We start from the raw sequence: 15,422 nt of genomic DNA on the forward strand, positions 1-15,422 counted from the left end.
AGAAGGGAGGTTAATAAATGGCAGACGGTAAAGTCGTTATTGATATTATGCTGGACGACGGTAGCGTGGCGAAGGGTGTTGCGGATTTAGATGGTAAACTATCCGGTCTTCAAAGCTCTGGAGAAAAGGGAGCAATGGGGATTGGGCAGATTGTAGCCGCGCTGGGTCTCGTCGCTTTAGGTGCAAAAGCTATTGGCTTGGTTAAAGATTCTATTGGTCGTGCATTTGGTCGAATTGATACGATGGAACAATTCGAACGAGTCATGACGACAATGACAGGATCAAGTGAAAAGGCAAACGAAGTCCTTGATACCACAAATGACATTGTAACTGGAACGGCCTATGGATTAGATGTGGCTGCATCAGCTGTACAGGGATTTGTGACAAGTAATATGGGTGTTGACAAAGCGACGGACTCTATAGCCGCGTGGGGAGATGCTGTTGCTTTTTACGGTGACGGTAGTAATGAATCCTTCGCTAGTGTTTCAACCGCTTTATCTCAAATGTACGCCAAAGGTAAAGTACAGATGGACACAATGAATCGTTTGACCGAAGCGGGGATTCCGGCGATGCAAATTTACGCAGATGCTACTGGTCAATCAGTTGAAGAAGTAGCGGATCAAATGAGTAAAGGTAAGTTAGATGCAGATAGTTTCATGAACGTTATGAATGACGCTTTAAAGAACGGAACTGAAAACTTTGCTGGGATAGAAGGTGCCGCAAAAGAAGCGGGTGCATCATGGGGTGGTTCTTTTGACAACATGAGAGCAGCTATCGCGCGTGGAGTAACGAGCATCATTCAAGGCATAGATGAAATGTTAGTTAGAAATGGTTTGCCTGATATGAGACAAATGGTTTCTGACTTCGGTAAAGCGTTTGAGGACGCTTTAAAGTGGGTTGCTGGAAATATTCCGCCCGTTGTTGATGCAATTAAGCAGATGTATAACAACTTGAAACCTTGGTTGCCGATTTTAGGCTCTATAGCCTTGGCAGTGGGCGCGGTGTTCACAGCCTATTCTACGTGGGTTTCTATAAAGAAAATAATTGACGCTGTAAAGAAGTCGCAACTAGCGTTAAATGTTGTTGCAATGTTTAATCCATGGGGATTAATTGCTATGGCCGTGATTGCGGCGGCAGCGCTAATTTATATCTATTGGGAACCTATCTCAGCATTTTTCCAAGACCTTTGGAACAAGATTAAGCTTTATTCAATGGTTGCATGGGAAGCTATTAAAAGCGTTTGGTCGGCGGCTGTGGATTGGTTTATTGGTGCATGGGAGTCCGTGAAATCATTCTTTTCAGGTTTGTGGGATTGGTATAAGGAAGCCTTTAATAGTGTAGTAACTTTTTGGACAAACCTTATTACTGGTTTTATAGATTGGTATAAGAGTGCGTGGAATGCTGTCATTGATTTTTGGAAAGGTGTATGGGATACGATTGTTTCAATAGTCATGGCGATTGTCGAACCTTTAGTGGCAATAGCGGTGGCTATTTATAATGCGTTCATTGAGTTTATTTCTCCGCTACTCGAATTCTTTAGCGCAACATGGACAAACATTGTAGAAACAGCAAAAACCATTTGGGAATCCTTTAGCGAATGGATGTCCGCTTTCTGGGAAACAGTCAAAACCATTGCTGTTAACGCTTGGGAGATTCTTAAGAATGCAGTGTTAGGGGTTATTTTATTGTTCCTCGACCTAGTGACACTGGACTTTGAAAGCTTCTCAAGTCACCTGTCCCAAATCTGGAATAACATCAAACAAGCAGCTATGAACATTTGGAATGCGATCAAAGACTTCTTTGTTGCGACTGGTCAGTTTATATCTAGCACTATTCGTGCAGTGTGGGGTTCCATAAGGCAATTCCTAGTCGACTTATGGAATTACATTAAAGCAACGGCTACGAATACTTGGAACGCTATAACAACAGCCATAAGTGCTGCTATAAATTTAGCGAAAAGTATTATACAGAGCGTTTGGAACGCAATTAGAACATTTTTTACAGTGACGCTAGTCGCTATATGGAATAACATTCAACAAAAGTTTAATGACATGAGAAGTAGTATACAAACGGGTGTTAATAACGCTAGAAGCACCATTCAGACCGTGTGGAATGCGATAAAATCGTTCTTCACAACTACGCTAGCAAACATATGGAACACAGTTAAGCAAAAGTTTGACGATATTAAAAACGCAATTAGAGAGCGTATGAACGATGCAAAGAACACCATACAAAACATTTGGAACACAGCGCAAAGATTTCTCGCTAACGTTAACCTTTTTTCAATCGGTAAGGACATCATTTCCGGGTTAATTCGAGGTATTGGAATCATGGCGAAAAAAGTATGGGACAAGGTTACTGAGATAACGGATGGTATTAAAGAGAAAATCACTGGTGCTCTCGGCATCTTCTCTCCGTCGCGTTGGATGCGGGATGAAGTCGGTGTCATGTTAATGCGCGGTTTTGGTATTGGTATCGACAAAGAAAAAAGCGCTACAATCGGAAAGATGGAAGAAGCTGCAGAGTGGATGAAACCGGAGTTACCAGAAGTGAGTGCCATTATGAACGATATAAAAGGGATAGCACGTACTTTAAACCCAAGTATACCTGTTCATCACACTGGCGGACTAAGCGCCTCAAGTTCCAACGCAGGTATGAATAGCGTTTACTCGCCCAATATTACGAACTACTTTACGCCATCTGAATCAACCCCGGCGGAATCGGCAAGACAGCAGAAGAAACAACAAAAGCGGTTGGCGATGGAAATGGGGTTTAGCTAATGTTTAAGTTGAATTATGAAAATAGCAAAGGGCAGGTGGTCGAGTTTTATGCTCGGCCATACCGCCTTACTAGCTTTACAGGTTTAGGGGATACAGAGACAGAAATTCAGTCACAAAAAACACCTTTCAAAGATGGGGCTGTATATATTGATTCTCTGCTTAATGATAAACAATTAGAAATAGGGTTAGTGATCGATGCTAGTGGTCAGGAAGATCTTAACGCCAAACGCCGTTATCTCTCATCTGCATTTAATCCAAAGTTGGGTATGGGTACACTCCGCTATATTAGCGGTGCAGATATAAAAGAGATTTCGGTTGTACCAGAGAGCCTACCTTATTTTCCTGATGGTTCATCAAACCGAAAATCATTTTTTCAACGATCAACCATTACGTTAAGGGCTTTAAATCCTTACTGGCGTGATCCAAATCAAACGAGCGTGCCATTAGTCGCTTACACAGGAAACTTCAAGCTACCATTCAGGCTTCCTTTTAAGCTAGGAATGTCAGGTGATTATACAAGCTTATTCAACAGTGGGGACATGCCATCTGCGGTGAGGATTGATATACAAGGGCCTGTTAGTAATCCGCAAATTATCAACCGAACAAATGGCGATTGGATGAGGATTAACCGATCTATAGCAGAAAATGAAATTCTGCATATTGATTGTACACCGGGAAGAAAACGCGTGGAGATTTATAGAGGAGGCACGGTATTTAATGTGTTCGGAAGCCTTGACCCTGACTCGGATTGGTTAACGTTAGAGGTCGGCCATAACCGCATTGAACACATTGCAGATGCAGGAGACCTGTCTAGTTTAGTTGCAATCACATGGAATAACGAATATGTAGGCATTTGAACTTTTGTTCAGATGCTTTTTTTATTGAAGGAGTGAGACTATGGAGCGAATGTATTTTTTTGATAGCACCGAAACCGATGAACGTATCTATCAAGCTGCTGATTTTGCAAGATTTCACGCTCAAATCATTGGTAACGGTGTGTCAAACACTGAAAACATGGCAGACTTAGCGGTTACGTCAAGGAGTAACATGGGTGTCGCATTGGGAACAGGATACATGTTTGCTAGAGGTTATATGTACGAGAACGACACGAGCTTAACCCTTACACATGCTATCGCAGACTCGCAGAATGACCGTATCGATAGGATCGTTATACGTTTTGACCTAAACCCTTCGGAACGTCGAATATATGCTTATATTAAACGTGGTACACCAGCAAGCAACCCTGTTGCACCGGGGATGACTCGGAATGAGTATATCTTCGAAATGAGTGTAGCAAGAGTTCGAATCCCGGCGGGTAAGTCGTTCATTGAGCAGTCGCAAATTACAGATGAAAGACAAAATCAAAGTGTATGTGGGTATATCTTGCTTCATAACATCTATCGTGGGTTGTATATCAACGAAAAAGGCATGGTGACAATGCCGAATCAGTCATATGTAGAAATGTCTCACAATGTTAACTTAACGGTTGGCGGTCAATCCGGTTCCGGTTATGTTCAAACGAATGTACCGATTGTCCCAACGATTGACAAGCAAAGTGAAATCTCTGCACAGCAGTTCACGCCTAAAGCAGATGGGGTTTATCAATTTAATTTCCACGTTGCTTTTGAGGACTCGATGCGAACGACAGAAAAAATTGAGGCTTATTTAGTTATTAATGACCGAAATAACTTTGCTGATCGTGTCTACTTGTTCAACCGATCCGGTACTGGTTTCCAAGACATGCATTCATTTGGGTCAGGCATAAAACAATTAAATGCAGGTGACAAGGTACGCGTCGTAGTGGCTACGAGAGATTTTGGCGGTAGCCGGGTTTCCCACTATAGACGATTAAGCATAACGAAAATCAGTTAAGGGAGGATTGGAATTTTGAAGCCATCTATTAGAATTTACAATCGATTCTTGGATTTGAAAGGCGAATTAGACAGTTACCAATCCCTCCAATTCGGTCGAAGTTTTCACGGTGTCGCAACTTTTGAATTGCACACGAATCGCTATATGCATGAATCACAAAAGATTGAAAAGGGCGACATTATAAGTCTTGATAAGACGGGGAAAAAAGCGGGCATCGTAGAAAGTAAAGAAATCTCTTTAGATCAAAGTGGCAAGGTTGGAGAGAACTTTATTTTTAATGGAACTTCGCTGAATGGTCTAATGAATCGCCGACAGACGGTTCCACCAAGTCATACAGGCTATGACCGAATTACAGCAAGTGCAGAAGAGGTTTTGAAACACTACGTCGAGCGGAACTTTATTAGTCCTGATGATCAACGTAGGTTTATGCCAAATCTTGAAATTGCCCCTGTTTTAAACAGAGGCGAACGCATCGAATGGGAATCTCGATACAAGAATGTCGCTGATGAGCTTGAGAATATTTCGGTAAGATCCGGCTTAGGCTGGTATGTGTATGCTGACTTTCGCAATAAGAAATACATTTTTGATGTATTAGAAAGTTATGATTTAACACAGGGAAATCCAGAGGGATATAACCCTGTTTTTTTTAGTCCTGAATTTGAAACCGTCAAGTCTCAGGAATTTGTAGACAGTGACCAAGAGCTGAGAAACTTTGGTTATGTAGGCGGTGAAGGAGAGGGAGCTGAACGGAAGATTATCAGTGTGGGCAATGCTGTTGGTTGGGATCGTCGTGAATCATTTATAGACGCTAGGGACATAAACGGTAACGACGAAGAGGAGAACTTAACAGAAGAGGAAGTTGAACAATTACTCATCCGCAGAGGTGAACAACGGCTTGGGGAAACGGTAACGATAAGAGCGCTCGAATCGGAAATACTTACTCCTGGTGAAGACTCTCCTTTTAAATACCAACATGACTTTGATCTAGGTGATAAGGTCGATGTATTTAATAAGTCGTGGAATTTAAAAATGAGTGCGCCGATAACCGGATTTCTTGAAGTCTATGAGGATTCAGGATTTAGAATTGACGCTACATTTGGACGTGCTGCACCTACACTCATACAAAAAGTTGATAACCGACTTAAAAGGCTTGAAGGTGTAGAGCAACAAGAACTTCCGAGTCAGATAGCCGTTGAAAATAAGCAATATGTAGATAGAAGAATAAGTGCTGAGGAACAAGAAAGAATTAGACAAGCAGAAGAAAACTTTGAGCAATCAAAGCGTTTTACCGAAGAGTATGCTGAAAAAAGACGAGTCGAATCATCGGAACCTCCTTCTGATCGATCAATTATATGGGTGGATACATCAGATCCTAAAAACGTTACGTGGAAGATTTTTAGCCAAGAATTAGGTGAATGGGTGACAGCTGGTCGAGGTCCGCAAGGATTGCCGGGTCCCGCTGGTCGAGATGGAACGTCTTTATATACATGGCTTAAGTATGCTGATGATAAGCAAGGAAACGGCATGGCAGACAGTCCAGAGGGAAAAGTGTATATGGGCTTATCATACAATAATGAAAGTCATGTAGAGAGTACGAATCCAAGAGATTATGAGTGGTCAAAGATCGAGGGTGAAAAGGGAGACACAGGTGTTTCGGGACCTCCGGGGGCAGACGGAGAGCCGAGGTTTACGTGGATTAAGTATGCCGATGATTCAAGAGGGAATGGGATGTCTGATAGTCCAGTTGGAAAAGAGTATATTGGATTATCCTATAATCAGCGTGAAGCCAGTGAGTCCAATAATCCAAACGATTACACTTGGTCACTCATTAAGGGAGATAAAGGAGATCGAGGCGAGAAGGGTGAAAAAGGCGACAGAGGTGCCCAAGGTATTCAAGGTCCTAAAGGAACAGACGGACAACCCACCTACACTTGGATTCGCTATGCTGATAACTCCAATGGTGGCGGAATGTCATCAACCCCTGCAAACAAAGAGTATATTGGATTGGCACCAAATAGAACAAATCCGAATCCTTCTAATAATCCAGAGGATTATGTATGGGCAAAAATAAAAGGGGAAGAAGGTTCTAGGGGACAACAAGGGTTGCCGGGTCCTAAAGGAGCTGACGGTCAGCCAACCTATACATGGATACGCTATGCCGACAATGTGAACGGTGGAGGAATGGCAAATTACCCGGACGGAAAACTTTATATAGGACTTGCTTATAACAAAAGTACTCCAAATGAGAGTAGTAACCCCGCTGATTACACGTGGGCGCTTATTAAAGGTGAAAAAGGAGAGAAAGGCGACCGGGGGTCTCAGGGTGTACAAGGTCCAAAAGGCGACAATGGACAACCTACGTATACTTGGATTCGCTACGCGGACACTGCAAGTGGTGGCGGTATGAGTGCGAGCCCAACGAATAAGACTTACATCGGTCTAGCTCCTAACAAAACGTCTCCTACTCCATCCAGTAATACAAGCGATTATACTTGGTCTCTAATAAAAGGAGAGCAAGGAGATCGAGGTCAGCAAGGTATTCAAGGCCCTAAAGGTTCTGACGGACAACCAACCTATACATGGGTGAAATACGCGGACACTGCAAGCGGTGGCGGCATGAGTAATTTTCCAGATGGTAAGGAGTACATTGGATTTGCTTACAATAAAAACACACCAATTGAATCGAACAATGCCAATGATTATAGTTGGGCGAAGATTAAAGGCGATAGGGGTGCTCAAGGAGACCGTGGTCCACAAGGTGGAAAGGGTGACAAAGGAGATCGAGGTGACAGGGGACCACAAGGACCAAACGTCGTTGACTTAAGTACAGTCTTTGGGACAGGGTGGTTTCGCGTTGAACATATCCAATCGTTAAATGGATTAAATGTAAATGACCAGTTTAAAGTTGATAATAGCGGAAATGTATCCCTTGGCGGTAATAATATTCAAATTACTGCATCGGGTAGCAATGCTGGAATCAACATTCGTGAGGGTGCATTCACTGTTGAGGATCAATACTCAAACCAAAAGTATGACATTGCGCCAAAGAGTAATTTGCTATTAGATCATTCTTTTGAACTGATGCCTGTAAACGGAGCCTACAGCAACACAAATAATTGGTTTGAGATTATCACTTCGCCGCATTTACTAGGTTCGCAATGGCAAATAGTCGGTAGTCCGAAAGTTACGAGTACATTTTATCCGGTTGAAAAAAGAGCACAACCGATTTTCGGTAATAAGGGCGTGGCTGTAAGAAACGCAAACTATGTACGCCAATACCTGCAGCAAAGTATAGGTGTTGGTATTACCTATACATTAAGTGCTTTCTGGAAAAGGGTATGGAATGCGACGGGGGGAATTCCAAGAATCGAAGTTTGGCATGTGGGAAGCGATACGACTAGGAAAAGTCGATTGTTTGACCAACGTTTTCCAGCTGTCAGGTCAGATTATAACGTTAGAAGGGAATCTGTTACTTTCACAACACCATCAAATTATGTGTATGGAGACGCTTTAGAGATCATCTTCTCGGGCGGTGACAACAATTGGGTACAGGTTGATGGGGCGCAGTTGGTCGAAGCGTCCATACCTTCTCTCTATAATCCAGAAGATTCGTTATGGGCGTCACTAGATGCTACTTACTGGACAATCAATAATATGCACCGTTTGTGGAGCGGAACAATTTACCCTACTAACACACAATCCGCTACACCCGTAAAACCTTTGAGGCTTTGTAGAAACGGTTGGGCGTTGGAATGGAGAGGGTACAACATCGGTGAAGGATGGCTAGATAGTGATTATAGTTATACCTACATTCCTAAAGCGATACTGAATGCAGTAGGAAATAGTTATTGCGCTCATATAGCAAGGTACCGTACCACGGTTTATAAGTTTCTTTATATCAATGGTACAGACGGTACAAGTCTAACAGGACACCGGATCAACAACGAGGGTGATAACAATAGATTAGCTTTAAATGCGATATATGAATGGTAAAAGGAGTGAGAGCATTGCTTACAATTTATTTTAATATAGATGAAAAAGGTTACGTTGACGGTTATTCAACCACCGAATGTTATACGGAGTACAATATGAATGTTAATGAAAATCATGAGGTACTGAGTAACCCTTATATTTTCAAGCTAATAGATGGCGAACTCATAAAAGATGAAGAAAAACAAAAAGCCATCATAGAAGAGAGTGAAAAGCAGCGTAATCAACCTACGTTAGAAGAATTGAACGCATTGGCAATCCTAGAGCTAGCGGAAAAGCTTGAAAGAGGTGAGGGCTAGTGGCTATGTTATACGCAAACCGCATTATCGCAGGTGTTTGGACATTTGATCGTGTGGCTGCAACGTGGAAAGAGGAAGTACGCGTTTTATTAATAGAATATGGTAGAAGCGATTTAATTACGTAAAGCCCATAAAGGCTTTTTTATTTTGGATAAAGGAGGGAGCATGTGGATTAATAGAAGCATTTAATCCAATATAATACATCTGATAAAAGTAATACCCCACACTTAGCGTGTGGGGTCAACATAACTTTCTAAATAACTTATAATTGAGATGTAAAGCATGCGATTACGTTCCTTGTGACTTTCCAAAAATAATATGATTAATGATATCAAAGCATAAAAAGCCGTAACTATAAGAATGTGATTAAATAAAAAATCAAAAACCTGTAGATTATTATGATCTTCAATAGTCCCTTTATCTATAAGGCCTAATGATAAAGCAATTAAGATAGCTAATATAGTTACTCCTATACCAAATAAAGATAACAATTCTGATACCCTACTTCTGTTTTTCTCAAGAAGTTGTTTGCAAATTGCAAGGGTCTCATGATAATACTTTGGATTGCCAATCATAATATCTCTAACTAGCGAAGGGTTAGCGACAAGTTGATACTGTAGTTTTTTTAAAGCCTTTGCTTTTTTATCTGGATTAGTTATATCTATAAATTTTTGTTTACTAATTTCAAAATAATTTTCTCTATTCATTTCAACCTCCTGTTTAAATGTATCGGCTTCTTTTTGAATTCAATTAATTTGAATTTGGAAGGATCACTCCTTTTTTTGTCGAAAAGTAGAAGTTGAAGAGGGTGATTAAATTATGAATTCACATCAATGTGGTGTTGCTGCAGAATCGTTCACAGCCACCATGTTTGCTTGGGCGGGTTATGATGTATCAGTCCAATACGGGGCAAACCAGCCAGAATACGATTTAGTAATTGTTAAGGGAGATAAGATGCTTAAGATATCCGTCAAAGGCAGTAACGTTGGTAGATGGGTGCTAACTGCATCACTAAAAAAAGATGAGACAATTTCTTATGCTGATGCAATAGATACATGGAGGTCAAAACATAGTACAAAAACGGTATTTAGCCTTGTACAATTCAAAAATGCAGACATGAGCAATGCTGAAATGCCTAGGATATATCTTGCCACTGTTGATGAGATTGCTAGAGAGTTAAACCTTATTAGAAATGGAACGGGTTATACTGCGCTATATGAGAACAATACTTACAAGTCCGGTACGTATAAGGGTTTGTGCGACAAAGTTCCTGACGAATGGATATTTTCTAAGGAGAGAGTTAATTATCTTATTGACTTATTTAACTAAAATGAGGTTTAAGCACACCTTTTTCGGGGTGCTTTTTCTCATGAAACATAAGGAGGTGAGTCATGAGGAATGATTTAAAAAACCTAGACGCTTTAATCCTGTACTTTGCGCTAACCTTAACAGCTAGGGGCATCTGGTTAGTAATCGTATCAAATGAACGCTTTCTCGCATCAGAAACATATCGCTTAATGAATGGTCTAATCCCTCAGTGGGGTTGGGCCATTTTAAGTTTAGCAGGAGCCTTAATTTTGTTTCTGGCTATGACGATTAAATGGCACCGCTATATCTGGCTAGTGGTTGGAGGATTGTTAGCATCATTTATTTATTTGCTACTAGCCTTAGCCACGTGGGATGCGTCTAGCGTATCAATACTGACGTTTATACATGTTATAAGCGCGATTTTTTGTTTATCTATTGCATGGATGGGAGGAGACGACTGGTGGAGAATGAAAAAATCAGCGCGGAGATTAGAGAATTTGTCCGAAAAGAGGATTCGAAAATAAACAAACGCCTTGATGATTTCAACACCATGTTTATCCGGCAATCCCATGAGAACCAAATAGCAATGCTTGAGGTATCAAATGCTCTAGGGGGGCTTACAAAAGCCATTGACGGTATGGTGGAACAGACAGGCAAGAGAGAGAAATATGTGGACGGAAAGCTAGAAGAACAGGATATCGCTTTGAAGGAGCACGAAAAAGCAGTTGCCGACCTACAGGACACTCGCAAAGATCGGCATGAACGTAATCGAAACATGTACAAATTAATATTGTCGTTGCTCGGTAACACAGCCTTCATAGGCTTTTTATTTTGGCTTTTAAGCAAAGGTAGCTGGTCGCCGTTTTAACCCTCGTTGTGAGACTCAACGGGGGATTTTTAATGAGGAGATGATTTGAATGGATAAAGGAACGGTAGTACGGACGATAGCAATGATCATTGTATGGATCAACGTATTTTTAACACAACAAGGTTTAATGCCTATCCCTGTGCTCGATGAAGGTATGATAGCCGCTGGTTTGGCTCTGGTGGTGTCAATTTGGACTTGGTTTAAGAATAACTACATCACATTAAAAGGCAGAAAACAAAAGCAAGAGTTAGTTAAAGCTGGGTTAGCGAAGGGAGATAAATAATTATGCTTCTTAATATCGTACAGGACTTTATACCGGCTAGTAACCGCAACCGACCGCAATACACTTTGGTGCCGGTTTATATTACAATTCACGAAACGGCAAACACTAGCACAGGGGCGAACGCTGCTATGCACGCTCGGTATGTGAAGAATCCAACGACAGCGACAAGCTGGCACTTCACTGTAGACGATAGAGACACTGTATACCAACACCTACCACTGACAGAAAACGGGTGGCACGCTGGTGATGGCGGTAGTGGCACAGGGAATCGTCAGTCAATCGGTATCGAGATTTGCGTTAACCGTGACGGTAATCTTGACAAAGCAACGCAAAACGCTATTACCCTTACTAAATCATTGATGGAACAGTTTAAGATCCCTGTAAACAATGTAGTGCCACATAAACGTTGGAGTGGGAAGAATTGTCCCACTAACCTATTATCAAAGTTTGACTGGTTCAAAAGTCAGTTGACTAATAAGCAAGACAAGGTAGAGGTAACTAAGCCTGCTCCAACTCCTTCTAAGGGCGCAAATATGACGACAGGTAGCATCGTGACATACCTTAACAGCATTGGCGTAGACTCGTCATATACTAACCGCGCTCGTCTTGCTGGTCAACATGGCATCAGCAACTACACAGGCACAGCGGCGCATAATACACAGCTATTAGGAGTTTTACGTGACCAAGGGGTAAAAGCACCAGCAACACCACCTAAGCCGAAGCCGAAACCTGTAGCAAAAGGCAATATGACAACAGGTAGTATTGTCACTTATCTAAACAGCATCGGTGTCGATAGCTCGTATGGAAACCGTGAACGATTAGCTAAACAACATGGTATTAACGGATATTCTGGAACCGCTAATCAAAATACCCGCTTGCTTAATATCCTTCGTAATGGTGGATCAACGGCAGCACCTTCAAAAAAATCAACCAAACCTGCTGTAAGAGCAGGAGAGGGTATTGTCAGTTATATGAACCGTGCAGGTATGGACTCGAGCATGGCAAATCGAAAAAGACTTGCTCAACAGCATGGTATTAGCAACTATAGAGGCACAGCAGCGCAAAACAGCCGTTTACTGACATTAATTAGTCGATAAGTTGCTTTATTAATTTAAAGATTCATAAAATCTAGTAAGAAGAGCCTTTTTTCTACAATGAAAAGCGCCCCATCAGGGGTGTTTTTTTAATTGACGTAAAATACGATTTGTTTTTGTTTATTTATTAACAAAAAACTGTTGACTTAGTTCACAATTATAATGTATATTGAAATTACAGTCGGAATGAGGGAATTTAATATTTGAATAGGAAGGAGGAACTTCCCATGTTAAGCGCTTTTGGGAAATTTGTGAGGAAGCTGAGAATTGACAACGGGGAACTATTGAAAGAAATGGCAGATAAACTTGGTGTTACTTCATCATATTTATCAGCTGTAGAAAACAATAAACGAAATGTTCCTCAAGGTTGGTCTGAAATTATTATCAAAAACTATGCTCTGAATGAATTTGAGGCAAAGCAATTAGAAAAAGCAATTGAAGAGTCAATAATAATTAATAAAATCGATTTAAATCAATTTGGCAAAGAAGATAAAAACATTGTTAAAGCTTTAGCTAGAGAATTAAAGAGTTTTGATGAAGCGGATAGAAAAAAATTAATTCAACTTCTTAATAAGGAAAGGGGGTAATCAATGAATGTACACTGCTCAACCAATATCAAGAAAAGAAATTCAAACATATGTTGGAGAAATGCGCGAGGCTTTAAATTTAGAGAATAAAGAGTATTTCCCGATATTGGATTTTTTAGAATTGATTATCCCACAATTATTTAAAGATTTTGATTATGAGATATTAGAAGATAGTGAAATGCCTCGTGAATATGGGGTTACTCTAATAGAGGATGGAAAAATTTTTTATAGAGAGAGCGTATATGTGAATGCATTAAAAGGCGTTGGCAGAGATCGTTTTACGATAGCTCATGAATTGGGACATTACTTTCTTCATAGAGATGGCAAAGTGTCATTGGCAAGAAGTGAAAGGAAAGTAAAAGCTTATGAAGATCCGGAATGGCAAGCGAATGAGTTTGCATCAGAACTTTTGGCTCCATTAAGTTTAATAAAGGGGTTAAACGCAGACGAAATAAGCGAAAGATTCGGTGTATCTAAAGAAATGGCAAAAATTCAACTTAGCAAAATAAAATAACAATTTAGGGGGTGATGCAGTGGGGGTTATTAAAAATAAATAAGGTCAGTGCTGGAACACTAACCTTACAATAAAAATCTTAAGAAAAGAAGGTATACAATGGTTCACCACAAATCACTGTATAGAACTATACTCTTAAATTTTATTATACTCTATAATATTACCACATTTATGAGTGGAAATCCTTCTTTCTTAAAAAAAATAAGAAAAGAGGAAACCAAAATGACTTTTGAACTAAAAAGAGTTTTAAGCTTACTGCCAGTGAGTATGGACAAGCCTATTAAGTGCAAGGAGATATCGAAATTAACTGGGTACTCCGAATCTCAAGTGAGGTTGATTATTCATACACTCGTTGAGAAGCATCAAATGAAAATAGGTGCTAGTAATGAGCGCTCGAGACAAGGATATTATATCATTTCAAATGAAGATGAGATGAGTAAAGCAGTTCATAATTTAGAATCAAGAATCAAGGCGATGACTAAGCGCTTGAATGTTTTAAAGCAGAGTAGTTGATTCTTATTTAGAATACCCTTATCAGTAAAGTAAGGGTATTTTATTTTTAAAAAAGATCTATGGAGGGTTATTTATTCGACATGTATTTTTAGATACAAATGTTTTTGTAGGGAAGAATTTTGGTTTTAAATGGGAGACCCTTGATAGTTTACAAACATACTCTTTGAAAGGGTTTGTTCAAATATATATTACTGACATAGTTTATCATGAAGTTAAGAATAGAATTAATAATAATATAATAGAAGCAAAAAGTGCATTAAAAGCTTTTAAGAAGAAAGCAAAAATACTTAATAATATTCCTGCGGCTCATAGATTAATAAAAGAGTTAGATAAAGAAACAAATGAAGCTAGTGGCGAAAATATGTTGGAATTATTTGATAAGTATATTAAAGAAGCAAAAATTGAAATCATCTCAACTGACAAAGTCTCAGTTGAGGAAGTTTTTAAGTTATATTTTGAAAGGCAGGCGCCGTTCGGCAGTGGAAAGAAAAAAAGTGAATTTCCTGATGCTTTCAGTTTAGTAGGTTTAAATAATTATATATTAAATAAGGGATTAACTATGCATGTAATTAGTTCAGATAGAGATTACCAGAATTTCTGTGCAGAAAAATCATACTATATCATGGTGGAAAGTTTAGATACTTTAATAAAAGAAATATCAGAGGAAGAATATGAAGAAGCATTGACTGCACTTTTGGATTATACTCATGACAATCATGAGGATATAATACTTGAGAAGGTACAGGATTATTTAGCTGATGAAACCTATTTTATAGAAGATGATGGAGATGTTAGTGAAATTATAATTAACTCTTTAGAAATAATCGATAAAGATACTGCTTATACTGTTTTAGAAGTGACTGAAACCGAAATAATTGCTGAAGTAAGCTTAACAATTAAGATCGATTTAACCGGAAAAATATCAATAATTGATCATGATAGTTCATTTTGGGATTCAGAGGAGAAAGAATACTTGTTTAAGGAGTATATGGCTTCCAATATATCAAGTGAAGCGGAAATTAAAGTTTCATTGAGTTTAGAGGTTAATTATCATACAGATGAAGCGGTGTATAATGTACTAACTATTAATGAAGGAAATGGTATTTGGATATAATCCAATCCATCAGTTAACAGCGGATACTAAATATTTATATCAAAAACCCCGCTTCTCGGCGAGGTCTCAAGAGGGCTTAATAAAGCCGTTGGGTTATTACACGATCCTGCATTGGGGGTTCCTATTGAGAAGTTTTTAGTAAGAGTGGTTGGCTGAAGAGAGCCCAGCCTTTAACTTAATATTATCTATATAGAGATGGA

At 39.7% G+C, this 15,422-nt stretch carries 16 protein-coding genes; 15 read left to right on the forward strand and 1 reads right to left on the reverse strand.

From position 1 onward, the window contains the following. The first annotated feature begins 17 nt into the window (after positions 1-17). From PQ477_RS15855 to PQ477_RS15880, 6 genes are read left to right on the forward strand one after another with little or no spacing between them, the layout of a single operon-like run. Positions 18-2,780 carry a tape measure protein gene (locus tag PQ477_RS15855; RefSeq protein WP_274272468.1) on the forward strand — a complete coding sequence of 921 codons (2,763 nt, stop codon included), beginning with the start codon at positions 18-20 and terminating at the stop codon, positions 2,778-2,780. Then, positions 2,780-3,637, forward strand: coding sequence for a phage tail family protein (locus PQ477_RS15860; RefSeq protein WP_274272469.1), 858 nt, complete (start codon positions 2,780-2,782; stop codon positions 3,635-3,637). Before PQ477_RS15855 ends, PQ477_RS15860 begins: the two co-directional genes overlap by 1 nt. A 40-nt stretch (positions 3,638-3,677) precedes the next feature. After that, positions 3,678-4,652, forward strand: coding sequence for a hypothetical protein (locus PQ477_RS15865; protein ID WP_274272470.1), 975 nt, complete (start codon positions 3,678-3,680; stop codon positions 4,650-4,652). 15 nt (positions 4,653-4,667) lie between these two features. Continuing rightward, complete coding sequence (locus PQ477_RS15870) at positions 4,668-8,645, forward strand: Gp37-like protein (protein ID WP_274272471.1); 3,978 nt, start codon at positions 4,668-4,670, stop codon at positions 8,643-8,645. A gap of 14 nt (positions 8,646-8,659) precedes the next feature. Then, positions 8,660-8,941, forward strand: coding sequence for a hypothetical protein (locus tag PQ477_RS15875; protein ID WP_274272472.1), 282 nt, complete (start codon positions 8,660-8,662; stop codon positions 8,939-8,941). A 5-nt stretch (positions 8,942-8,946) separates the two neighbouring features. Beyond that, positions 8,947-9,066, forward strand: coding sequence for a CD1375 family protein (locus tag PQ477_RS15880; protein WP_274273588.1), 120 nt, complete (start codon positions 8,947-8,949; stop codon positions 9,064-9,066). A gap of 102 nt (positions 9,067-9,168) precedes the next feature. Here PQ477_RS15880 and PQ477_RS15885 read toward each other — a convergent pair whose 3' ends face one another. Then, positions 9,169-9,648, reverse strand: a complete 480-nt coding sequence (locus PQ477_RS15885) for a hypothetical protein (RefSeq protein WP_274272473.1) — start codon at positions 9,646-9,648, stop codon at positions 9,169-9,171. A 112-nt stretch (positions 9,649-9,760) separates the two neighbouring features. Between PQ477_RS15885 and PQ477_RS15890 the strand changes: the two genes are divergently transcribed. The 9 genes from PQ477_RS15890 (at position 9,761) to PQ477_RS15930 (ending at position 15,222) form a co-directional block, all read left to right on the forward strand. After that, positions 9,761-10,270 carry a hypothetical protein gene (locus PQ477_RS15890; protein ID WP_274272474.1) on the forward strand — a complete coding sequence of 170 codons (510 nt, stop codon included), beginning with the start codon at positions 9,761-9,763 and terminating at the stop codon, positions 10,268-10,270. A gap of 62 nt (positions 10,271-10,332) precedes the next feature. Then, positions 10,333-10,773 (forward strand): hypothetical protein, encoded by a 441-nt coding sequence (locus PQ477_RS15895; protein ID WP_274272475.1) that lies wholly within the window; start codon positions 10,333-10,335, stop codon positions 10,771-10,773. Continuing rightward, entirely contained in the window at positions 10,710-11,117 is a 408-nt protein-coding gene (locus PQ477_RS15900) for a hypothetical protein (protein ID WP_055736413.1), read from the forward strand. Before PQ477_RS15895 ends, PQ477_RS15900 begins: the two co-directional genes overlap by 64 nt. Positions 11,118-11,166: 49 nt before the next feature. After that, the gene (locus PQ477_RS15905) at positions 11,167-11,400 is read left to right on the forward strand and encodes a phage holin (protein ID WP_095150015.1); all 234 of its coding nucleotides are present in this window, start codon (positions 11,167-11,169) and stop codon (positions 11,398-11,400) included. Positions 11,401-11,402: 2 nt separating this feature from the next. After that, complete coding sequence (locus tag PQ477_RS15910; RefSeq protein ID WP_274272476.1) at positions 11,403-12,497, forward strand: N-acetylmuramoyl-L-alanine amidase; 1,095 nt, start codon at positions 11,403-11,405, stop codon at positions 12,495-12,497. A 224-nt stretch (positions 12,498-12,721) separates the two neighbouring features. After that, the gene (locus PQ477_RS15915; protein ID WP_274272477.1) at positions 12,722-13,081 is read left to right on the forward strand and encodes a helix-turn-helix domain-containing protein; all 360 of its coding nucleotides are present in this window, start codon (positions 12,722-12,724) and stop codon (positions 13,079-13,081) included. A gap of 7 nt (positions 13,082-13,088) precedes the next feature. Further along, entirely contained in the window at positions 13,089-13,595 is a 507-nt protein-coding gene (locus PQ477_RS15920; protein WP_274272478.1) for an ImmA/IrrE family metallo-endopeptidase, read from the forward strand. Between the two features lie 222 nt (positions 13,596-13,817). Further along, positions 13,818-14,108 carry a hypothetical protein gene (locus PQ477_RS15925; protein WP_274272479.1) on the forward strand — a complete coding sequence of 97 codons (291 nt, stop codon included), beginning with the start codon at positions 13,818-13,820 and terminating at the stop codon, positions 14,106-14,108. Between the two features lie 73 nt (positions 14,109-14,181). Beyond that, positions 14,182-15,222: a PIN domain-containing protein gene (locus PQ477_RS15930; RefSeq protein ID WP_274273589.1), complete on the forward strand. Its 1,041-nt coding sequence runs from the start codon at positions 14,182-14,184 to the stop codon at positions 15,220-15,222. Positions 15,223-15,422: the final 200 nt, after the last annotated feature.

It is taken from the genome of Shouchella hunanensis (genome assembly GCF_028735875.1).
Classification (GTDB): Bacteria; Bacillota; Bacilli; order Bacillales; family Bacillaceae_D; genus Shouchella; species Shouchella hunanensis.